Source organism: Leclercia adecarboxylata (genome assembly GCF_006874705.1).
Lineage (GTDB): Bacteria > Pseudomonadota > Gammaproteobacteria > Enterobacterales > Enterobacteriaceae > Enterobacter > Enterobacter adecarboxylatus_C.
Window position 1 is genome coordinate 3298559 of sequence record NZ_CP035382.1, and the last position, 20677, is coordinate 3319235.

Below are 20677 nucleotides of genomic sequence, written 5' to 3' on the forward strand. Positions count from 1 at the left end.
AACATTATCCTCGTAAGGTCGCGGTTAACCCTTTCCGGGCGGCATACTGCCGGGCAAAGTCCAGTAAAGCAGGGTTATCGAGCGGTTTATCTGGGGCAGAGTAGGGTTGGCCGAGCAGGGTGTATTTGTTCATGCCCAGCGTGTGGTACGGCAGAAAATGGATGTCGTGGACGTTCAGTTCGTCGGCGGCAAAGTTGGTAATGGCGGTAATGGAGGCCTCATCGGCGTTAAAGCCCTGGATCAGCGGCACGCGGATGGTGAGCTGTTTTCCGGCCGCGGCCAGGCGCTTGAGGTTATCCAGCACCCGTCTGGCGGAACCGTCGGTCCACTGCTTAAACACCGCGCCGTCGACGTGCTTCAGGTCGGCGAGAAACAGATCGATCCAGGGTAACGACGGTTCGATATAGTGCCAGGGCACATGCAGGCAGGTTTCGACCGCGGTATGAATGCCCTGCTCATGGCTGGCCTGGAACAGCTGGCGCGCCAGGTCCGGGTTCATAAAGGGCTCGCCGCCGGAGAGGGTGATCCCGCCGCCGCTGCGATCGTAGAAAGGCTTATCGCGCAGGACGGTGGTCATGATCTCCTCCACCTGCTGCTCTTCGCCGCAGACGGTGAGGGCCTGGGTCGGACAGCAGTGGGTGAGGGCATCCAGATGCGTATCGTCGAGTTTCTCGCGGTGGATCACCAGGCCATTCAGCGTCCGGTCGATGACCGCGGGCGCCACCTGCTGGCAGAGGTTGCACCCCTCCAGGCACAGGCGGGCATCGAACAGCAGGTCCCGCGACCGCGCGCGGCTCTCCGGGTTCTGACACCAGCGGCAGCCCAGCGAGCAGCCTTTCATAAAGACCACGGTACGAATACCGGGGCCGTCGTGTGTCGAATAACGCTGAATGTTGAAGATCATAATGTTGCCTCTTGTTGCGTATGAAGATTAAATTACTTTCGAATGAAAGTTATCTTGACGCAAATCAACTCCGGCGCAGGTTTTGCCGTGTAGGGTTACGGCATAGTCATTTTTGAGGACCCGATCATGGAACTGTATCTCGACACATCCGACGTTATCGCTGTTAAAAAACTGGCCCGCGTATTTCCGCTGGCCGGCGTAACCACTAACCCAAGCATTGTGGCCGCAGGCAAAACGCCGCTCGAGGTTTTACTGCCTCAACTGCAGGAGGCGATGGGCGGTCAGGGCCGTCTGTTTGCTCAGGTGATGGCGACTACCGCAGAAGGAATGGTGGAAGACGCGCTGAAGCTGCGGGGTATCGTCGCCGATCTGGTGGTTAAAGTGCCGGTTACGGCGGAAGGGCTGGCGGCGATCAAGATGCTGAAAGCGCAAGGGGTGCCGACCCTGGGGACGGCGGTCTACAGCGCGGCGCAGGGGATGATGGCGGCGCTGGCGGGCGCGGAGTATGTCGCGCCGTACGTGAACCGCGTGGATGCGCAGGGCGGGGACGGGATCCAGACGGTGGCCGAGCTGCAACAGCTGCTGACCCTGCACGTGCCGCAGTCAAAGGTGCTGGCGGCAAGCTTTAAAACCCCGCGTCAGGCGCTGGATTGCCTGCTGACAGGCTGTGAATCCATTACCCTGCCGCTGGATGTGGCCCAGCAGCTGATTACCTCTCCGGCGGTGGATGCAGCCATTGCGAAGTTCGAGCAGGACTGGCAGAACGCCTTTGGACGGACGTCGATCTAAGGGTATTGCCGGGTGGCGGCCTACGGTTCGTGCTTTTGTAGGCCGGGCAAGCGCAGCGCCGCCCGGCAACGGTTTCACTCCCCGCACACTTCGCACCCCGGATTACGCATCAGCTTCATCTCGCGGAACTGGCAGGTCATCGCGTCGTACATCACGATTTTCCCCGCCGCGGGCGTGCCGTAACGGGTCAGCACTTTTATCGCCTCCATCGCCTGCATCGAACCGATCACCCCCACCAGCGGGGCCATCACGCCGGCCTCCACACAGGTCAGGGCGTTTTCGCCAAACAGGCGGCTCAGGCAGCGGTAGCAGGGCTCGCCCTCCGCGTAAGTAAAGACGCTCACCTGTCCCTCCATGCGGATCGCCGCACCGGAGACCAGCGGTGTCTTATGGGCAAAACAGCCCGCATTGAGCTGATTGCGAATGGCGACGTTGTCGGTGCAGTCGAGGACCAGATCGTGGTGGGCAATCTGGGCCGACAGCGAGGCGTCATCCAGCAGGGCATTGAGCAGGGTGAACTGTACGTTGGGGTTGATGCGCGTCAGCGACGCATGGGCCGACACCACTTTTGGTTCGCCGAGGGTCGCATCGCTGTGCAGGGTCTGGCGTTGCAGGTTGGAGAGCGACACGGTGTCGAAATCGAGCAGCGTCATGCGCCCCACGCCGGCGGCGGCCAGATACTGGGCCGCGGCGCAGCCCAGCCCGCCGAGGCCGACCATCAGCACGTTCGCCGCTTTCAACGCTTCCTGCCCGTCGAAATCAAAGCCGCGCAGCACAATCTGGCGATTGTAGCGCAGCATTTCCTGGTCGCTCAGTTCCACCGTCATGGTTAGCCCCCAAACAGCGCGTTAAACGGCTCAACCTCAACCCATTCACCCGCTTCCACGTTGCCCCGTTCGCGCTCGAGCACGATAAAGCAGTTGCCCTGGCTGAAGGAGCTAAAAATATGCGAGCCCTGGTGGCCGGTGGTGCTCACCTCCAGCTCGCCGTCGGCGTTACGCGCCAGAATGCCGCGCTGGAAGTCGAGACGACCCGGTGATTTTTTCAGGCGGGTGGCGGCGCGCACGCGCTGGCGGGCGGGCAGGCTGTGCCCCAGGTTGCCGGAGAGCTTCGCCAGCAGCGGCTGCACCAGCTGATAGAACGTCAGCGCCGCAGAGACCGGGTTCCCCGGCAGGCCGCAGAACCAGCTATTCGGCAGCTTGCCGAAAGCGAACGGTTTGCCCGGCTTGATGGCCAGCTTCCAGAAACCGATCTCGCCCAGCTCATCAAGAATGGTTTTGGTGTAATCCGCTTCGCCCACCGACACGCCGCCGGAGCTGAGCACCACGTCGGCCACGCGATCCGCTTCGATAAAGGCTTCGCGCAGCTTGTCCGGATCGTCCGGGATAATCCCAAGGTTGATCACCTCGCAGCCCAGCTGCTCCAGCATCAGGTGCACCGCCAGACGGTTGGTGTCGTAGATCTGCCCCTCGGCCAGCGGCTGACCCGGGAGCTGAAGCTCGTCGCCGGTGGAGAATAGCGCCACCCGCACCTTGCGCACCACGGCAATTTCGGCAATACCCAGCGAGGCCAGCACCGGCAGTTCGGCCGCGGTCAGCCGGGTGCCCGCCGGGAAGACGGTTGCGCCCAGGGCAATGTCTTCCCCGCTGCGACGGATGTTCTGACCCGGCTTAACGCTGGCGATAAAGCGCACGCCGTCGTCGGTCTGCTCGGTCTCTTCCTGCATCACCACGGCGTCGCAGCCCGTTGGCACCGGGGCACCAGTCATAATGCGGATACAGCTGCCTTGAGGCCATTCGCCCTGGAAGGGCTGCCCGGCAAAGGCTTTGCCCGCCACCGGCAGCGCGGCACCCGCCGCCAGATCCGCCAGCCGTACGGCATAGCCGTCCATCGCCGAGTTATCAAAACCCGGTACGTTGAGGGGCGAAACGATGTCTGCGGCGGTCACGCGGCCAAAACAGCGCAGCAATGGCAGCGTTTCCTGGTCTGACAGGGGTGAAAGTCGATCGAGCATCTGCGCGAGTGCCGTCTCAAGCGGCATCAGTCCGGCGGTAAAATCCATGGGTCACTCCAGCGAGAGAATAACGAAGGCGGCCATTATGGCAGAAAAGTGCCCTTAACTGTATGACACCATGGGCTTAGCCTTTACATCACAGTTGGGTCTTTCTATATTCAAAAATCATCTGAAGTTCCGGCAACGATAATGATATTTATAGAAAAAGCGGCAAATATGCCCGGTAAGGTGAAGTAAATGGGGAATGCAGTCATCGCGATCCACGGCGGCGCAGGGGCGATCACCCGTGCGCAGCTCAGTCAGGAACAGGAGAGGCGCTACATTGAGGCGCTTTCATCGATAGTCGAAACCGGCCAGCGGATGCTGGAGGCGGGAGAAAGTGCGCTGGATGTGGTCACCGAAGCGGTCCGCCTGCTGGAGGAGTGCCCGCTGTTTAACGCCGGGATTGGCGCGGTGTTTACCCGTGACGAAACCCATGAGCTGGACGCCTGCGTGATGGACGGCATCACCCTGAAAGCGGGTGCCGTGGCCGGGGTCAGCCATCTGCGCAACCCGGTGCTGGCTGCCCGTCTGGTGATGGAGCAGAGCCCGCACGTATTGCTGGTGGGCGAGGGGGCCGAGAAATTTGCCTTCGCGCACGGCATGGAGGCGGTTTCGCCAGATATTTTCTCCACCCCGGAACGCTATCAACAGCTGCTGGCGGCGCGTGATGCGGGTGAAACCCGGCTTGACCACGCCGCACCGCTGGATGAATCCACGAAAACGGGTACCGTCGGCGCGGTGGCGCTGGATAAGGCCGGTAATCTGGCCGCCGCGACTTCTACCGGCGGGATGACCAATAAACTGCCCGGCCGGGTGGGCGACAGCCCCTTACCCGGCGCGGGCTGCTATGCCAATAACGCCAGCGTGGCGGTCTCCTGTACCGGCACCGGCGAGGTGTTTATTCGCACTCTCGCGGCGTATGACATCGCCGCGCTGATGGACTACGGCGGCTTAAGCCTGGCCGAAGCCTGCGAGCGGGTGGTGATGGAAAAACTCCCGGCGCTGGAAGGCAGCGGCGGGCTGATTGCCGTCGATCGCGAAGGCAACGTGGCATTACCGTTTAACAGCGAAGGCATGTACCGCGCCTGGGGCTATGCCGGCGACACGCCGAGCACCGGAATTTACCGTGAATAAGGGAGAAAGGGATGCCGCACAGCGATGAACTCGACAGCCAGCAGGTGCTGGCGGTGCATAACCTGAACGTCGCCTTTTCCGACGAACGCCAGACGATCCCGGCGGTAAAAAACCTCTCTTTTTCGCTAAAACGTGGCGAAACGCTGGCGATCGTCGGGGAATCCGGCTCCGGTAAATCGGTTACCGCCCTGTCGCTGATGCGCCTGATTGAACAGTCCGGCGGGCAGGTAGCGTGCGACAGCCTGCTGCTGCGCCGTCGCAACGGCCAGGTGAGCGATCTCACCGGGCTCAATCCGTCGCAGATGCGCAGCGTGCGCGGTGCCGATATCGCCATGATTTTTCAGGAGCCGATGACCTCCCTCAACCCGGTCTTCCCGGTGGGGGAGCAGATCGCCGAGTCGATCCGTCTCCACCAGGGGCTGAGCGGCGAAGAGGCGCTGGCCGAAGCTAAACGCATGCTCGAGCAGGTGCGGATCCCGGAGGCGGACGCCATTCTGGGACGCTATCCGCATCAGCTCTCCGGCGGAATGCGCCAGCGGGTGATGATCGCCATGGCGCTCTCCTGCCGTCCGGCGGTGCTGATTGCCGATGAACCGACCACCGCGCTGGACGTCACCATCCAGGCGCAGATCCTGCAGCTGATTAAAGTGCTGCAGGAGGAGATGGAGATGGGGGTGATCTTTATCACTCACGATATGGGCGTGGTGGCGGATATCGCTGACCGGGTGCTGGTGATGTACCAGGGCGAGGCGGTTGAAACCGGCCCGGTGGAGCAGATTTTCCATGCCCCTGAGCACCCTTATACCCGGGCGCTGCTGGCTGCGGTGCCGCGACTGGGGGCAATGAACGGCCGCGACCTGCCGCGCCGTTTTCCGCTGATCTCCCTGGCTCATCCAGGTTTTCAGGAGGCCGAAACCGAGCAGGATACCGTGGTGCCCGGCGAGCCCATCTTAAAAGTGCGCGATCTGGTCACCCGATTTCCGCTGCGCGGCGGCCTGCTAAACCGCGTTAAGCGCGAAGTGCACGCGGTGGAGAGCGTCAGCTTTGATCTCTGGCCCGGCGAAACGCTGTCGCTGGTGGGCGAGTCCGGCAGCGGCAAGTCGACCACCGGCCGGGCGCTGCTGCGGCTGGTGGAGGCCCAGGAGGGCACCATCACCTTTAACGGTGAGCGCATCGACACACTGCCGGCCGGGAAGCTGCAACCCCTGCGGCGGGATATTCAGTTTATTTTTCAGGACCCTTACGCCTCCCTCGATCCCCGCCAGACGGTGGGCTATTCGATTATGGAGCCGCTGCGGGTACATAACCTGCTGGAGGGCGACGCTGCCCAGCGGCGGGTGGCGTGGCTGCTGGAGCGCGTGGGCCTCAAGCCGGAGCACGCCTGGCGCTATCCCCATGAATTTTCCGGCGGTCAGCGGCAGCGGATCTGCATTGCCCGCGCGCTGGCGCTGAATCCGAAGGTGGTGATTGCCGACGAGTCGGTCTCGGCGCTGGATGTCTCCATCCGGGCGCAGATCATCAATCTGCTGCTCGATTTGCAGCGGGAGATGGGCATTGCATTTCTGTTTATTTCGCACGATATGGCGGTAGTGGAGCGCATCAGCCACCGGGTGGCGGTGATGTATCTCGGGCAGATCGTTGAGATTGGCCCACGTCGGGCAGTGTTTGAAAATCCGCAGCACCCTTACACCCGCAAGCTGATGGCGGCGGTGCCGGTGGCCGATCCGGCCCATCGTCAGGCCCGGCGGGTGCTGCTTCAGGACGAGCTGCCGGGCAACATTCGCAAGCGGGGGGAAGCCACCGAGCGCGTGGTGCTGCGGGAGGTAGGCCCCGGCCATTTTGTCGCCCCGCCGCGTCAGGATAATGCCTTTAAGCATCTATAACGAACAACAGCACAGAACAACCGGAGAACACAACAATGACAAAATTTGTTGCTCGCAAATGGCTGTTAGCCGCGAGCGTAACGGCAGCCCTGGCGGCCACGCCGGCTTTCGCAGCAAAAGACGTGGTGGTGGCGGTGGCCTCCAACTTCACCACCCTCGATCCGTATGACGCCAACGACACCCTGTCGCAGGCGGTGGCGAAGTCGTTTTATCAGGGGCTGTTTGGTCTCGATAAAGAGATGCAGCTGAAAAACGTGCTGGCCGAGAGCTATAAAGTTTCGGACGACGGGCTGGTCTATACCATTAAGCTGCGCAGCGGGGTTAAGTTCCAGGACGGGACCGACTTCAACGCGGAAGCGGTGAAGGTCAACCTCGATCGCGCCAGCAACCCGGAAAACAGCCTCAAGCGTTATAACCTGTATAAAAATATCGCCAGCACCGAGGCCGTCGATCCCACTACGGTAAAAATCACCCTGAAAGAGCCGTTCTCGGCCTTTATTAACATCCTGGCCCACCCGGCCACGGCGATGATCTCCCCGGAGGCGCTGAAAAAGTACGGGAAAGAGATCGGCTTCCATCCGGTGGGTACCGGCCCGTATGAGCTGGTGACCTGGAATCAGACCGACTTTGTGAAGGTGAAGAAGTTCGCCGGTTACTGGCAGCAGGGGCTGCCGAAGCTGGACACCATTACCTGGCGTCCGGTGGTGGATAACAACACCCGCGCGGCGATGTTGCAGACCGGCGAAGCGCAGTTTGCCTTCCCGATCCCTTACGAGCAGGCGGCGCTGCTCGGCAAAAACAGCAAGCTGGAGCTGGTGGCCAGCCCGTCGATCATGCAGCGCTACATCAGCATGAACGTCACGCAAAAGCCGTTCGATAACCCGAAGGTGCGCGAGGCGATTAACTACGCCATCAACCGTGAGGCGCTGGTAAAAGTGGCCTTTGCCGGTTACGCGACCCCGGCCACGGGCGTGGTGCCGCCATCCATTGCTTACTCCCAGCAGTATCATCCGTGGGAATACAATCCGACGAAGGCGCGCGCGCTGCTGAAAGAGGCGGGCTTCCCGAACGGCTTCAGCACGACCCTGTGGTCGTCACACAATCACAGCACCGCCCAGAAGGTGTTGCAGTTCACCCAGCAGCAGCTGGCGCAGGTAGGCATTAAGGTGCAGGTCACGGCGATGGATGCCGGACAGCGTGCCGCCGAAGTGGAAGGTAAAGGGCAGAAAGAGAGCGGAGTGAGGATGTTCTACACCGGCTGGTCGGCCTCCACCGGCGAAGCCGACTGGGCGCTGTCGCCGCTGTTTGCCTCTAATAACCAGCCGCCAACCCTGTTCAACACCGCGTTCTACAGCAATCCGCAGGTGGATAAAGATCTGACCGATGCCCTGAAAACCACCCAACCGGAAGAGAAAGCGAAACTGTACAAGGATGCGCAGGACACTATCTGGAAGGAGTCGCCATGGGTGCCGCTGGTGGTTGAGAAGCTGGTCTCGGCGCACAACAAGGCGCTGACCGGGTTTTACATCATGCCGGATACCGGCTTTAGCTTTGACGACGCGGATCTGAAATAGAGCACTCATTCCCGCAGGCGCGCGTCTGCGGGATGAGAGGAATGTGCATGCTGAATTATGTGATTAAACGCCTGCTGGGGCTGATCCCGACGCTGCTGATTGTGGCGGTGCTGGTCTTTTTATTCGTCCATATGCTGCCCGGGGATCCGGCGCGGCTGATTGCCGGCCCGGAAGCGGATGCCACGGTCATTGAGCTGGTGCGTAAGCAGCTGGGGCTGGATCAGCCGCTCTACCGGCAGTTCTGGCACTACATCACCAACGTCCTGCAGGGGGATTTTGGTACCTCGATGGTCTCCCGTCGGCCTGTTTCCGAGGAAATTGCCAGCCGCTTTATGCCCACCTTCTGGCTGACCCTCGCCAGCATGGCCTGGGCGGTGCTGTTTGGTCTGGGGGCGGGGATCGTGGCGGCCGTCTGGCGTAACCGCTGGCCGGACCGGCTGGGGATGGCACTGGCGGTGACCGGGATCTCCTTCCCGGCCTTTGCGCTGGGAATGCTGCTGATGCAGGTCTTCTCCGTGGAGCTGGGCTGGCTGCCCACCGTGGGGGCGGACAGCTGGCGACACTACATCCTGCCTTCCCTGACGCTGGGCGCGGCGGTGGCGGCGGTGATGGCGCGCTTTACCCGCGCTTCTTTCGTTGACGTGCTGAACGAGGACTATATGCGCACCGCCCGGGCGAAGGGGGTCAGCGAGAAGTGGGTGATCCTCAAGCACGGCCTGCGCAATGCGATGATCCCGGTGGTGACCATGATGGGGCTGCAGTTCGGCTTCCTGCTTGGCGGCTCGATCGTGGTGGAGAAGGTCTTCAACTGGCCGGGACTCGGGCGCCTGCTGGTCGATTCCGTCGACATGCGAGACTACCCGGTGATCCAGGCGGAAGTGCTGCTCTTTTCGCTGGAGTTTATTCTTATCAACTTAGTGGTGGATGTGCTCTATGCCGCCATTAATCCGGCTATCAGGTACAAGTAAGATGCGACTGTTAAACTGGCGCCGGCAGGCCATGTTAAAGGCAATGCCGGGGCTCAAACCGGATCAGATCCGCACCCCGTGGCATGAATTCTGGCGGCGCTTTCGTAAGCAGCCGGTGGCGATGACCGCCGGGCTGTTTGTCCTGCTGCTGATCCTGGTGGCGGTTCTTGCGCCCTGGATCGTCCCCTTCGATGCGGAGAACTACTTCGATTACGACCGGCTGAATGAAGGTCCGTCGATGATGCACTGGTTCGGCGTGGACTCCCTCGGGCGGGATATCTTCAGCCGGGTACTGATGGGGGCGCAGATCTCCCTCGCGGCGGGCGTTTTTGCAGTACTGATTGGCGCGGCCATCGGCACGGTGCTGGGCCTGCTGGCGGGTTACTACGAGGGCTGGTGGGACCGGGTCATCATGCGCATCTGCGATGTGCTGTTTGCCTTCCCCGGTATTCTGCTGGCGATTGCGGTGGTGGCGGTGATGGGCAACGGCATGGCGAACGTCATTATCGCCGTGGCGATCTTCTCGATACCGGCCTTTGCCCGCCTGGTGCGCGGCAATACCCTGGTGCTGAAACAGCAGACCTTTATCGAGTCGGCGCGCAGCATTGGTGCCAGCGACACCACCATCCTCTTTAACCATATTCTGCCGGGCACCGTCTCCTCTATAGTGGTCTATTTCACCATGCGTATCGGGGTGTCGATTATCTCGGCGGCCAGTCTGTCGTTCTTAGGGTTAGGCGCTCAGCCGCCAACGCCGGAGTGGGGAGCGATGCTCAACGAGGCGCGAGCCGATATGGTGATCGCTCCGCACGTGGCGCTGTTCCCGAGCATGGCGATTTTCTTCACCGTGCTGGCGTTTAATCTGTTAGGAGATGGGCTGCGCGACGCGCTGGATCCGAGAATTAAGGGATAATCTACCAATAATGGTAGAAGTTAATGTGAAAATCTTTGCTATTCAGTAGGTTATAAATTGCCGTATAAAAGGTTTGCTGGAGTTAACTATTTGTAAAAATTATAATGATTAATGGTTGAATAACGTTAAATATTGTAAGGATTACAATGAAAAAGCTCCTTTTATGCGGCATGGTTTTACTGTCTACCTCTTGCGCCGATTTCCAGAAAAACATGAGTGACGGGATGAAAGCGGTCAATTCGGCCCTGACGCCGAAATCTTCTACCGGCACGCAAACTGCGGCGGCGGCAAAACAGTCCGGCACCATTACCAATGAACAGTGCAAGACCAGCGTGGGTAAATCCCGCGACTATTTTGAACAGATTGTTGGCTTCAAGCTGAACGAGACCAACTCTTCGGGCTATACCTCTTTCTCCGAGACCTATAACCTGCGCATTTCCGATCGTAAAGACCGTTTTGGCGGCAACTTCGCCATCTGCATTATCTCTATCGATCCGCAGACCAACAAGGTCACCACCTTCTCGATGCCGACCTGATTCAGGCATTTTGCCGGGTGGCGCTGCGCTTACCCGGCCTACAAAAGGCACTTAACCCGTAGGCCCGCGCAAGCGCAGCGCCGCCGGGCATTTTCTACGTTACTTATCGACGCCAAAGCCCTGTTTAATCAGAGCCGGAAGCACTTCCGGGAAGTAAATGTGCTGGTAATACCCGCTCACGCTTTCACTCCAGGTATCGCCGTCATTACGATCAATAGCCTGCCAGTGTTCGGTCATCTGCTGATTGTAGCGGGTGATTTTCGCTTCCAGCCCGTCGGTGACGTAGGCTTCGTCGTGGCGGAAGGTGTCCAGCGGCAGACGCGGTTTGTGATGCGAAGGCACATCGACGTGACCGATCACTACGCCCGCCACCGGGAAGGTGTGTTCCGGCAGGTCGAGCAGCTCAATCAGCTCCTGTGGGCGCAGACGGATCCCGCCAATCGGCACGATCCCTAACCCTTCGGAACGGGCCGCCGCCATCACTGAGCCCAGGGCGATCCCCACGTCGGTCGCGCCTGCCACAATGCTCTCAATACTCTGATGCGCCACCTGCTCCTTGCCCGCCAGCTTCATGCCAACCTCGGTTTTGTACATATCCAGCACAAAGGTGATAAACACCGGGGCTTTGGCAATCCACGGCTGGCCACCAGCGATCTGTGCGATCTGCGCCCGCTTTTCGGCATCGCGGGTGACGATGACCGACACCTGCTGGGAATGGACGGAGGTAGGGGCGCGGTACGCGGTGCTGATAATGCGTTCCAGCGTGGCGTCATCAATGGCGTGATCGGTAAAACTGCGCTCGCTTTTATGGTCGTTAAACAGGTCAATAATGGTGTTCATAGCATCTCCGGTGTAAATCGCAAAAGCCTAACAGCCCGGCAACGTTTTGCATTTAACACTCTATGCGATAAGCACAGGAGGGGGTTGCCCGACCAGCGGCCGGGCGGAGGGGTTAGCGCAGCGCTTTTACTAACGCTTTGGCGACATCTTCGGAGCTGGCCGGGTTCTGCCCGGTGATAAGCGTGCCGTCTTCGACAATATAAGATCCCCAGTTCGGGCCTTTCTGGTAGTGAGCCCCCAGGGCGATTAGCTCATCTTCCACCAGGAACGGGACGATATCGGTCAGCTCGACGTCGGCCTCTTCGCCGTTGGTAAAGCCGGTCACCTGACGGCCCTTGACCAGCGGTTCGCCAGAAGCGGCCTCCACGTGGCGCAGCACGCCCGGGGCATGGCAGACGAAGCCCGTCGGTTTACCGGCGCGGTTGAAGGCTTCAATCAGGGCGATGGAGGTCCGGGATTCGGCCAGATCCCACAGCGGGCCGTGGCCGCCAGGGTAGAAGACGGTGTCGAAATCCTCCTGACGCACGCTGTCGAGCTTCAGGGTGTTGGCGAGTTCATGTTGAGCCGCCGGATCGGCTTTGAAGCGCTGGGTCAGTTCGGTCTGGAAGTCAGCGGAATCACTTTTGGGATCCAGCGGCGGCTGACCGCCCGCCGGGGAGGCCAGCACCACTTCGGCTCCCGCATCTTTGAAGATGTAATACGGGGCGGCGAACTCTTCCAGCCAGAAGCCCGTTTTCTTACCGGTATTGCCCAGGTCACTGTGAGAGGTGAGAACCATTAAGACTTTCATTGTTATCTCCGGTGATGTTAAGAGTTATAAAAGTAGCCTGTTTCCCGAGGGCGCGAGTAAGAACAAGGAGTAACAACGATGGTAGAGGTGCGTGAAGCGCAGGCGGACGATTACGACGCATGGTTAAGATTGTGGAAGGGGTATCTCCATTTTTTCGGCACTGATCTCGATGAGGCGGTGACCCTGACGACCTGGCGGCGGGTCTTATCCCCGGATTCCGGCCTGTTTTGCCGCCTGGCAGAAACCGAACAAGGTGTGGTGGGCTTTGCCATCTGCGTGCTGCATGAAGGCACCTGGGTGACCCGGCCGCTGTGCTATCTGGAAGATCTGTTTGTCGATGAAGCGGCGCGCGGCAAGGGGGCGGGCAGGGCGTTGATTGAGGGCATTATTGACGAGGCACGGCAAAAGGCGTGGTCGAAGGTCTACTGGGTGACCCGGACAGGCAATCCGGCCCGGGCGCTGTATGACCAGCTGGCAGTGGTGGATGATTACGTTCGCTACCGGATTACGATTTAGTCATTTGCACGGTCGGCCCTTCTCCATTCAGTTCGTAGGCCGGGTAAGGCGCAGCCGCCACCCGGCAATGTTGCCCCGGTGCAGCCTGTTTCCCCCTCAGGCATTCTGTGCACTCCCCCACAAAAGCGCACATAACCCGCCGTCGCGCTCCCTTCACCCGCAGCTTTGCGGGCATCATACCCCCACGACACTTCAGACGTGGGATACACCATGCGCAACGAAATCCTGACCTTCCTCGCCAATCAGACCGATTTTTTCGACCCGGAAAACCTGAGCGAGGTCTTTACCGCCCGCTACCTCGCAGAGCGGTTCGACCTCAAGCGCAATACCGCCAGCCACTATCTGAACCAGCTGGTGGCCCAGGGAGAGCTGGTCAAAATCAATACTCGCCCGGTCTACTTCCTGCACAAAAAAGCCTTCAGCCAGCAGTTTTTCGGCCTGGCCGGGAATGAATACGACAGCATCGCCCAGCTGCTCAACGACGGCGACAGCGGGCAGGAGCCGCCGGATCACTTTTCTCTTCTCATCGGTCATGACGGCAGCCTGAAAAAGGCCATTGCCCAGCTGAAAACCGCGCTCTTCTATCCCGATGGCGGCCTGCCGCTGCTGATCACCGGCGACAGCGGCACCGGCAAAAGCTATATGGCGAACCTGATGCACGCCTTCGCCATCTCCCAGGGGCTGCTGGCGGACGATGCCCCCTTTGTCAGCTTTAACTGCGCCCAATACGCCAGCAATCCGGAGCTGCTGGCGGCTAACCTGTTCGGCTACGTGAAAGGGGCCTTTACCGGGGCGCAGACCGATAAGCAGGGGGCATTCGAAGCCGCCGACGGCGGGATGCTGTTTCTCGACGAGGTGCATCGCCTGAACGCCGAGGGCCAGGAGAAACTCTTTACCTGGCTTGACCGGAAGGAGATCTACCGGGTAGGGGAAACCGCTCAGGGTCGCCCCATCCGCACGCGGCTGGTCTTCGCCACCACCGAGGAGCTGCACAGCACCTTTTTAACCACCTTCCTGCGCCGCATTCCAATCCTGGTCACGTTGCCCGACCTGCAGGCGCGCTCCCGTCAGGAGAAAGAGGCGCTGATCCTCCAGTTCTTCTGGCGGGAGGCGCAAAAGCTGGACGCACGCCTGAACCTGACCCCGCGTCTGCGCCAGGTGCTGCATCACGCGCTCTATCGCGGCAACGTCGGCGAGCTGAAAAACGTGGTCAGGTATGCGGTCGCCGCCGCCTGGGCCAGGCAAAGGGGGCAGGCGGCGATTGGCGTCACTATTCAGGATCTGCCGGAGAAGGTGCTGGCCGCGATCCCGCTGATGAGCGACGCCCCCGTCGCGGAAGAGCCGCTGACCATCGAGCCGGAGACCAACCTCCTTTGGCTGCTTCGCGCCCACGATCGCACCCAGGGGATGATCCACGATACCCAGTGTCAGGTCCTGGCCCTGTACGAAGAGGTGCTCAGCGGTCGCTCGGGCTGGGAGGAGGTCCACCGGCGGATGGGGGAGGAGATCGAAACCCTGTTCGACAGGCTGGTGTTTCACCACCGGGATACCTCCGCCTCGCCGATCTTACAGCTCACCACCCAGCAGGTGCGGGAGGAATTTTACCGGCTGGAGCAGCAGTTCAACGTCCAGTTTAACGGCAATGGCATCTACGCCCTGAGCCACTATCTGGTGCATCGCGCCCGGAGCGCACTCTCTTCCCTGAGCCAGGAGCGGGTCCGGCTGCTGGATGATTTTCTGGCACAAAAGTACCCCCTGCTGTACCGCTTTTGCCAGGCGATGATCGCCGCCCTGACGCAAAAGCTCGATATCGAGGCCCAGCGCATCGACGCCCTGCTGCTGGTGCTGTGGCTGCATAAATCCGGGGCGGTGAGCCAGACCCAGGTGACGCGGGCGGTGATCCTCGCCCACGGCTACGCCACCGCCAGCAGCATTGCCAACGTGGCGAACCGCCTGCTGAAACAGACGGTGTTTGAATCTTTTGATATGCCGCTGGACGTCACGCCGGAGGCGATTGCCCAGCAGGTGATGCACTACATCGAAAGCAACGCCCTGGCGTCCGGGCTGATGATCCTGGTGGATATGGGTTCGTTGAATGCCATCCACAGCCACTTCCAGCGCCGCGTCTCTACCCCGGTGGCGATTGTGAACAATGTGTCTACCAGCATGGCGCTGTACGTCGGGGAGCGTATCCTGCAGGGGCATCACATCGAGGATATTGCCAGCGAGATCGGCAGCGATTTGCCGGTGGAGCACCAGCTCTTCTGGCCGCAGGCCAGTAAACCCCGGGTTATTCTCACCACCTGCATCACCGGGATCGGCGCGGCGGCCAACCTCTGCCATCTGCTGAAGGCCAGCATCCCGGAGGCGTTGGGGATTGAGATTATCGCCTGCGACTACGAGATGCTCAGCGACGCGCAAGAGCGGGCGGTGGCCTTTAACCGCTACGACATGCTGGCGATTGTCGGCACTTTCGATCCGCAGGTGCCGGATGTGCCCTGGATCTCGCTGGATTCACTGATTGCCGGGGAGGGGACGCGGCCGCTGATGCGCATCTTTGGCGATATCGCCACGGAGGAACAGGTGGCGGAGATCAACAATCTGCTGCTGAAGAATTTCTCCCTGCGGCGGGTGATTGAGTCGGTGACCATTCTCGATACCACCAAAGTGATCAACCAGGTGGAGCAGTTTGTCTTCCGCTATGAGCATCTGGCGGGCTGTCAGGTGCAGAACGAACGCAAGGTGGCGCTCTATGTCCACATCAGCTGTCTGATTGAACGGCTGATCCGCAATGCCTCGCCCACCACCTACGCCGGGCGACAGTGTCCTGAAAGCGAGCTGGCGCTACTGCGCCAGGCCTTTAGTGTCATTGAGAGCAGTTATAGTGTCAAAATCCCGGTTGTCGAGCTCTGTTACATCCACAATATTCTGACCCTCGAAACGGAATTTATTCAGGCAGATCAAGAGTTTTAATCTCCCCCTCTCTCCTCATCGCCCACGCGCCACTTTTTCCTGGCACGTGGGTTGCAATCTCTGTCTGGTAAGTGGAATGAGCATTCGAGGACAGGATGAAACGACATTACATATTTGCCAGTCACGGCACCTTAGCCCGCGGGGTACTCGACTCGGTCGAGCTGATCCTCGGCAAGCAGCAGGACATCTATACCCTCTGCGCCTATGTCGACGAGCACCAGGACGTCACCGGGCAGGTGGATGAGCTGCTCGCCGGGCTACCCGCCCAGGATGAGGTGATTGCGATCACCGATATTTTTGCCGGCAGCGTCAATAACGAATTTATCCGCTATCTGCATCAGCCGAATTTTCATCTGATCGCCGGGCTTAATTTGCCGCTGGTCATCGGTCTGCTTATTTCCGCGGATGAACAGGATACCGAAAAATTAATTCAGGACGCGTTATTAAGCGCCCGGGAAAGTATTCAGTATTGCAACCACACCATTGCCAGTGCGGTACAGGCGGATAAAGACTTCTGAACAGGAGGAATAATAATGATTACGTTACTGCGTGTTGACCACCGCTTATTACACGGCCAGGTGGCTTTTTCCTGGACGCAATATGTCGGGGCGGATTGCATCTTAATTGCCAACGACAGCGTGCCCAACGATGAACTGCGAAAAACCACCATCAAGCTGGCCAAGCCGCCTGCGGTCAAGCTGGTGATTAAAAATATCAACGACTCGATTGAAGCCATCAAAAGCGGCGTCACCGATAAATACAACCTGTTTATCGTGGTGGAGTCAGTGGAGGATGCCTGGCGTTTAGCCTCGGCGGTAGACGGAATTAAGAGCATCAATCTCGGCGGCGTTAAAGCGAAGGAGGGGGCGCGGAATATTTCAAAGGCCATCAATTTGCTGCCGGACGAAATAGAAAAACTCACTCAGCTGGTCGGCAACGGCGTGGAGATCGAAATACGCCAGGTGCCTAACGATCGCAAACAGTTATTAGCGGAATCGCTGTAATTCCTGAGGACTCACTATGGTAGAGGCACTTTTACTCGGGCTGGTGGCGTTTATCGCCCAGTCGGAATATGCCCTGGGCACCTCGCTGCTCTCCCGGCCGATTGTCACCGGATTATTAACCGGGCTGGTGTTAGGCGATGTGCAGACGGGCGTGATTATGGGGGCGACGCTGGAGCTGGCGTTTATCGGGTCGTTTTCAGTGGGGGCGTCTATTCCGCCAGATGTGGTCACCGGCGGGGTGCTGGGGGTGGCGTTTGCCATCACCTCCGGGGCGGGAACGGAAACGGCGCTGCTGCTCGGCCTGCCGATTGCCACCCTGACCCTGGTGCTGAAGAACGTCTATCTCGGCATGTTTATCCCGATGCTCAGCCAGAAAGCCGACGGCTATGCCGACCAGGCGGATACCCGCGGCATTGAGCGGATGCACCTTATCGCCGGATTTGGCCTGTCGCTGATGCTGGCGGCGGTGGTCACCATCTCCTTCCTGGTGGGCAGCAGCGCGGTGAAATCCTTACTGGATGCCATCCCGGAGTTTATTAAGCACGGGCTAAGCGTGGCGACGGGGATCATTCCGGCGCTGGGCTTCGCGATGCTCGCCCGGCTGCTGATCAACAAAAAAGTGGCGCCCTTTTTCTTCCTCGGCTTTGCCCTGATGGCGTACCTGAAAATACCCGTCACCGGTATCGCCATTCTCGGTGCCATTGTGGCGGTGGTGATGGTTAACACGACTGCACGTAACGCCCCTCGTCCAACGACCGATCAAGGAGTCAGCGATGACGACGAAGATTTCTGAAGAGACCCTGCCTCAGGTGCAGGATGAGAATGTCATCAACGCACGCGATCTGCGCCGGGTATTCTGGCGGTCGTTCCAGATGGAGTTTTCCTGGAACTATGAGCGGCAGATGAACCTTGCGTTCGTGTATGCCCTGATCCCGGTACTGAAAAAGCTCTACCCGCAAAAGGCAGAGCTGGCCGCGGCGTTAAAACGCCACCTGGTGTTCTTCAACACCACGCCGCATATCGTCACCCTGCTGCTCGGCATCACCACGGCGATGGAGGAGAAAAACAGCCAGCAGCAGGAGATGGACGGCACGGCGATTGACAACGTCAAGGCGTCCCTGATGGGGCCGCTGGCCGGGCTGGGAGACTCCTTCTTCTGGGGAACGCTGCGCCTGATTGCCACCGGTATCGGCACCAGCCTCGCCCTGCAGGGCAACATCCTGGGGCCCATCCTGTTCCTGCTGGTGTTTAACGTGCCGCACATTCTGGTGCGCTGGCTCTTTACCCGCTGGGGCTACGTGCTCGGCACCGGGGTGCTCCATCGGGTTCAGAAGAGCGGAATGATGGAGAGCCTCACCTACGGGGCGTCGATTATCGGGCTGATGGTGGTGGGGGCGATGGCCGCCTCGATGATCAACATCACCATCCCCATCTCCTTCGGCGCGGGGGAGGCGAAAACCGGCGTTCAGGACATCATCAACAACATCATGCCCTGCCTGCTGCCGCTCATCAGCTTCGGGATTGTCTACTGGCTGCTGGGGCGCAAGGTTAAACCGCTCACCATTATCGGGGGCATGGCGCTGGTGGGGATTCTGGGTTCGTGGATTGGCCTGTTTTAAGCGGAGATAACGATGCAACCGACAATGATGACCTATATCGAAGAACAGCCCGCGGCGCTGGCAGAGATCCTCAACGCGTACCCGCAGCATCTGGCGTCCGTGGAGGCTTTTGCCCGCCAGCATCCGGTGCGCCGCCTGCTGGTGCTGGCGACCGGTTCCTCGCTGAACGCGGCGCTATGCGCGCGCTACTTCTTTGAACACCGTTTTGGCGTGCTGGTGGAGATCAAAGAGCCGTACAACTTTGTCCACTATGAAGCTATCGACCCGCACACCGACATGGTGCTGGTGGTTTCCCAGAGCGGGAAAAGCGCCTCGACGCTGGCGGCGATGGAGAAGGTGCAGGCCGCCGGGCTGCCGGTGTTTGCCCTGACCTCGGATCCGGACAGCCCGATAGGCCGCCGCTGCGACCATGTGCTGGATATCCATACCGGGATTGAGAAGGTGGGCTTCGTGACCCGTGGCTTTAGCGCCACGGTACTGAATCTGCTGCTGGTCGCGCTGACTATCGCCCGGGCGCAACAGCAGATCGATGAGCGGGAAACGGACGACTATCTGGCGGCGCTGCACCAGCTGGCGGGAGCGATCCCCGACACTATCGCCCGCACCGAGGCCTTTTTCGAGCGGCACGTTCAGGAACTGCAGGCCGGGACGCGCTTTGTCGCCATCGGCGAAGGGGCCCTGACCGGGGTGGCGAAAGAGTTTGAGACCAAGTTCACCGAAACGGTGCGGATGCCGTCCGGCGGCTTTGAGCTGGAGGCCTACATGCATGGCCCTTATCTGGAAGCCAACGCTGAGCATGTGATGTTCTTTATTGAGGACGCGCCAAACCCGCGCCTGCGGGCGCTCCGGGACTATATGACCCCAGCGGTGAAGCGGGCGTTTCTGATCACCCTGACGGGCGAGGAGGGGCCGGATACCCTGGCGCTGAACTGCCGCCTGCCGCATCTGCTCTCGCCGCTGCTGCTGATTGTCCCCTTCCAGATTCTGGCCTGGCGTACCGCCTGCGCCAAAGGCATCGATCTCTCGGTGCGTATTTTCGACGACTTCGATCGGGTTTTAAAAAGTAAAATCTAAAGGAGAATGACTATGTTAGGTTTTAATCAGGACGAGTACCTGACCAGTGCTCGTGAGATTGTTGCTGCGCGCAAACAGGCGGAACAGGTTGCTGACGAGATTATTCAGCAGGGCTTCAGCACGTTATTTTTCGCCTCGGTAGGAGGCTCGTTAGCGCCGATGATGGCGATGAACGCCTTCGCCCGGGAAATAACCGAAATGCCGGTTTACCTTGAGCAGGCGGCGGAATTAATTCATGCCGGACATAAACGCTTAAATAAAGATTCCGTAGTGATTACCCTCTCGAAATCGGGTGATACCAAAGAGTCGGTGGCGATTGCCGAATGGTGCAAGGCCCAGGGGATCCGCGTGGTGGCGATCACCAAAAACAGCGATTCCCCGCTGGCAAACGCCGCCACCTGGCATATTCCGATGCGGCACAAAAACGGCGTGGAATATGAGTACATGCTGCTGTACTGGGTATTCTTCCGCCTGGTACAGGGTAACGGGGAATTTGAAAACTATGATCGCTTTGCCAGCCAGCTGGAGCTGTTACCTGAGAATCTCCTGAACGCCAAAAAACAATTTGATCCGCAGGCCGACGCGATCGCAAAAAAATATCATAATGCCGACTATATGATGTGGATTGGCGGCGCGGAGATGTGGGGCGAAGTCTATCTCTTCTCGATGTGTATTCTGGAGGAGATGCAGTGGAAGCGCACTAAGTCGGTCTCGTCTGCGGAGTTTTTCCACGGCACGCTGGAGCTGCTGGAGAAAGATGTCCCGCTGTTCCTGGTGAAAGGTGAGGGCAAATGCCGGGCGCTGGACGATCGCGTGGAGCGTTTTGCGGCCAAAATTACCGATAACCTGGTGGTGTTTGATCCGCGTGAATACGCGCTGGCGGGGATTGATGATGAGTTCCGCTGGCTGCTGGCGCCGTGCGTGATCTCAACCTTGCTGGTGGACCGTCTGGCTGCCCATTTCGAGCACTACACCGGCCACAGTCTGGATATTCGCCGTTATTACCGGCAGTTCGAGTACTAATGAAATAAAAAAGGGGACGTAAAGTCCCCTTTTTCGTATGCCTGATAAGCGCAGCGCCATCAGGCATTATGCACAGAGTCG

Annotated in this window: 20 protein-coding genes; 15 read left to right on the forward strand and 5 right to left on the reverse strand. The window is 59.7% G+C overall.

The window, feature by feature from the left end; genetic code table 11:
• Positions 1 to 4 precede the first annotated feature (4 nt).
• On the reverse strand, positions 5 to 904 hold the full coding sequence (locus ES815_RS16675; protein WP_142488802.1) for a glycyl-radical enzyme activating protein: 900 nt from the start codon (positions 902 to 904) through the stop codon (positions 5 to 7).
• Positions 905 to 1030: 126 nt separating this feature from the next.
• Between ES815_RS16675 and fsa the strand changes: the two genes are divergently transcribed.
• The gene (gene fsa / locus ES815_RS16680; RefSeq protein WP_142488803.1) at positions 1031 to 1693 is read left to right on the forward strand and encodes a fructose-6-phosphate aldolase; all 663 of its coding nucleotides are present in this window, start codon (positions 1031 to 1033) and stop codon (positions 1691 to 1693) included.
• 74 nt (positions 1694 to 1767) lie between these two features.
• Here fsa and moeB read toward each other — a convergent pair whose 3' ends face one another.
• On the reverse strand, positions 1768 to 2520 hold the full coding sequence (moeB, locus tag ES815_RS16685) for a molybdopterin-synthase adenylyltransferase MoeB (RefSeq protein WP_142488804.1): 753 nt from the start codon (positions 2518 to 2520) through the stop codon (positions 1768 to 1770).
• Between the two features lie 2 nt (positions 2521 to 2522).
• Positions 2523 to 3755: a molybdopterin molybdotransferase MoeA gene (moeA, locus tag ES815_RS16690; RefSeq protein ID WP_142488805.1), complete on the reverse strand. Its 1233-nt coding sequence runs from the start codon at positions 3753 to 3755 to the stop codon at positions 2523 to 2525.
• A gap of 189 nt (positions 3756 to 3944) precedes the next feature.
• On the opposite strand from moeA, the gene iaaA reads away from it, so the two are divergent.
• The 6 genes from iaaA to ES815_RS16720 all read left to right on the forward strand — a co-directional run bounded on the left by iaaA (position 3945) and on the right by ES815_RS16720 (position 10757).
• A complete protein-coding gene (iaaA, locus tag ES815_RS16695) occupies positions 3945 to 4883 on the forward strand; it encodes a beta-aspartyl-peptidase (RefSeq protein WP_142488806.1) in 939 nt (312 codons plus the stop codon).
• Between the two features lie 11 nt (positions 4884 to 4894).
• A complete protein-coding gene (gsiA, locus tag ES815_RS16700) occupies positions 4895 to 6766 on the forward strand; it encodes a glutathione ABC transporter ATP-binding protein GsiA (RefSeq protein WP_142488807.1) in 1872 nt (623 codons plus the stop codon).
• 35 nt (positions 6767 to 6801) lie between these two features.
• Entirely contained in the window at positions 6802 to 8340 is a 1539-nt protein-coding gene (gsiB, locus tag ES815_RS16705; protein WP_142488808.1) for a glutathione ABC transporter substrate-binding protein GsiB, read from the forward strand.
• A 47-nt stretch (positions 8341 to 8387) separates the two neighbouring features.
• A complete protein-coding gene (gene gsiC, locus ES815_RS16710; protein ID WP_142488809.1) occupies positions 8388 to 9308 on the forward strand; it encodes a glutathione ABC transporter permease GsiC in 921 nt (306 codons plus the stop codon).
• Position 9309: 1 nt separating this feature from the next.
• Positions 9310 to 10221: a glutathione ABC transporter permease GsiD gene (gsiD, locus tag ES815_RS16715; protein WP_142488810.1), complete on the forward strand. Its 912-nt coding sequence runs from the start codon at positions 9310 to 9312 to the stop codon at positions 10219 to 10221.
• Positions 10222 to 10367: 146 nt separating this feature from the next.
• Positions 10368 to 10757: a hypothetical protein gene (locus tag ES815_RS16720; protein ID WP_138369515.1), complete on the forward strand. Its 390-nt coding sequence runs from the start codon at positions 10368 to 10370 to the stop codon at positions 10755 to 10757.
• Between the two features lie 99 nt (positions 10758 to 10856).
• On the opposite strand, the gene ES815_RS16725 is transcribed toward ES815_RS16720, so the two are convergent.
• Complete coding sequence (locus tag ES815_RS16725) at positions 10857 to 11597, reverse strand: nitroreductase family protein (RefSeq protein ID WP_142488811.1); 741 nt, start codon at positions 11595 to 11597, stop codon at positions 10857 to 10859.
• A 112-nt stretch (positions 11598 to 11709) separates the two neighbouring features.
• A complete protein-coding gene (locus ES815_RS16730) occupies positions 11710 to 12387 on the reverse strand; it encodes a type 1 glutamine amidotransferase domain-containing protein (RefSeq protein ID WP_142488812.1) in 678 nt (225 codons plus the stop codon).
• Between the two features lie 78 nt (positions 12388 to 12465).
• Here ES815_RS16730 and ES815_RS16735 point away from each other — a divergent pair, with 78 nt between their 5' ends.
• From ES815_RS16735 to ES815_RS16770, 8 genes are all read left to right on the forward strand, one after another.
• The gene (locus tag ES815_RS16735; protein WP_142488813.1) at positions 12466 to 12903 is read left to right on the forward strand and encodes a GNAT family N-acetyltransferase; all 438 of its coding nucleotides are present in this window, start codon (positions 12466 to 12468) and stop codon (positions 12901 to 12903) included.
• A gap of 210 nt (positions 12904 to 13113) precedes the next feature.
• Positions 13114 to 15876, forward strand: a complete 2763-nt coding sequence (locus tag ES815_RS16740) for a sigma 54-interacting transcriptional regulator (protein ID WP_142488814.1) — start codon at positions 13114 to 13116, stop codon at positions 15874 to 15876.
• Positions 15877 to 15971: 95 nt separating this feature from the next.
• Positions 15972 to 16394, forward strand: coding sequence for a PTS sugar transporter subunit IIA (locus ES815_RS16745; RefSeq protein WP_142488815.1), 423 nt, complete (start codon positions 15972 to 15974; stop codon positions 16392 to 16394).
• A 15-nt stretch (positions 16395 to 16409) separates the two neighbouring features.
• Positions 16410 to 16880 carry a PTS sugar transporter subunit IIB gene (locus ES815_RS16750; protein ID WP_142488816.1) on the forward strand — a complete coding sequence of 157 codons (471 nt, stop codon included), beginning with the start codon at positions 16410 to 16412 and terminating at the stop codon, positions 16878 to 16880.
• A 16-nt stretch (positions 16881 to 16896) separates the two neighbouring features.
• Positions 16897 to 17673: a PTS mannose/fructose/sorbose/N-acetylgalactosamine transporter subunit IIC gene (locus ES815_RS16755; RefSeq protein ID WP_142488817.1), complete on the forward strand. Its 777-nt coding sequence runs from the start codon at positions 16897 to 16899 to the stop codon at positions 17671 to 17673.
• Entirely contained in the window at positions 17654 to 18499 is an 846-nt protein-coding gene (locus ES815_RS16760; protein ID WP_142488818.1) for a PTS system mannose/fructose/sorbose family transporter subunit IID, read from the forward strand. Before ES815_RS16755 ends, ES815_RS16760 begins: the two co-directional genes overlap by 20 nt.
• A 12-nt stretch (positions 18500 to 18511) precedes the next feature.
• The gene (locus ES815_RS16765) at positions 18512 to 19573 is read left to right on the forward strand and encodes an SIS domain-containing protein (RefSeq protein WP_142488819.1); all 1062 of its coding nucleotides are present in this window, start codon (positions 18512 to 18514) and stop codon (positions 19571 to 19573) included.
• Between the two features lie 12 nt (positions 19574 to 19585).
• Complete coding sequence (locus ES815_RS16770) at positions 19586 to 20596, forward strand: SIS domain-containing protein (RefSeq protein ID WP_142488820.1); 1011 nt, start codon at positions 19586 to 19588, stop codon at positions 20594 to 20596.
• Positions 20597 to 20677 lie beyond the last annotated feature (81 nt).

Bases quoted from the DNA above. Each gene is read 5' to 3' on its own strand.
- ES815_RS16740 (WP_142488814.1), top strand. From the start codon at position 13,114: ATGCGCAACGAAATCCTGACCTTCCTCGCCAATCAGACCGATTTTTTC.
- ES815_RS16770 (WP_142488820.1), top strand. From the start codon at position 19,586: ATGTTAGGTTTTAATCAGGACGAGTACCTGACCAGTGCTCGTGAGATT.
- moeA (WP_142488805.1), bottom strand. From the start codon at position 3,755: ATGGATTTTACCGCCGGACTGATGCCGCTTGAGACGGCACTCGCGCAG.
- gsiD (WP_142488810.1), top strand. From the start codon at position 9,310: ATGCGACTGTTAAACTGGCGCCGGCAGGCCATGTTAAAGGCAATGCCG.
- ES815_RS16750 (WP_142488816.1), top strand. From the start codon at position 16,410: ATGATTACGTTACTGCGTGTTGACCACCGCTTATTACACGGCCAGGTG.
- ES815_RS16765 (WP_142488819.1), top strand. From the start codon at position 18,512: ATGCAACCGACAATGATGACCTATATCGAAGAACAGCCCGCGGCGCTG.
- ES815_RS16745 (WP_142488815.1), top strand. From the start codon at position 15,972: ATGAAACGACATTACATATTTGCCAGTCACGGCACCTTAGCCCGCGGG.
- iaaA (WP_142488806.1), top strand. From the start codon at position 3,945: ATGGGGAATGCAGTCATCGCGATCCACGGCGGCGCAGGGGCGATCACC.
- ES815_RS16760 (WP_142488818.1), top strand. From the start codon at position 17,654: ATGACGACGAAGATTTCTGAAGAGACCCTGCCTCAGGTGCAGGATGAG.
- moeB (WP_142488804.1), bottom strand. From the start codon at position 2,520: ATGACGGTGGAACTGAGCGACCAGGAAATGCTGCGCTACAATCGCCAG.
- ES815_RS16730 (WP_142488812.1), bottom strand. From the start codon at position 12,387: ATGAAAGTCTTAATGGTTCTCACCTCTCACAGTGACCTGGGCAATACC.
- gsiB (WP_142488808.1), top strand. From the start codon at position 6,802: ATGACAAAATTTGTTGCTCGCAAATGGCTGTTAGCCGCGAGCGTAACG.
- ES815_RS16755 (WP_142488817.1), top strand. From the start codon at position 16,897: ATGGTAGAGGCACTTTTACTCGGGCTGGTGGCGTTTATCGCCCAGTCG.
- ES815_RS16675 (WP_142488802.1), bottom strand. From the start codon at position 904: ATGATCTTCAACATTCAGCGTTATTCGACACACGACGGCCCCGGTATT.
- fsa (WP_142488803.1), top strand. From the start codon at position 1,031: ATGGAACTGTATCTCGACACATCCGACGTTATCGCTGTTAAAAAACTG.
- ES815_RS16735 (WP_142488813.1), top strand. From the start codon at position 12,466: ATGGTAGAGGTGCGTGAAGCGCAGGCGGACGATTACGACGCATGGTTA.
- gsiA (WP_142488807.1), top strand. From the start codon at position 4,895: ATGCCGCACAGCGATGAACTCGACAGCCAGCAGGTGCTGGCGGTGCAT.
- gsiC (WP_142488809.1), top strand. From the start codon at position 8,388: ATGCTGAATTATGTGATTAAACGCCTGCTGGGGCTGATCCCGACGCTG.
- ES815_RS16725 (WP_142488811.1), bottom strand. From the start codon at position 11,597: ATGAACACCATTATTGACCTGTTTAACGACCATAAAAGCGAGCGCAGT.
- ES815_RS16720 (WP_138369515.1), top strand. From the start codon at position 10,368: ATGAAAAAGCTCCTTTTATGCGGCATGGTTTTACTGTCTACCTCTTGC.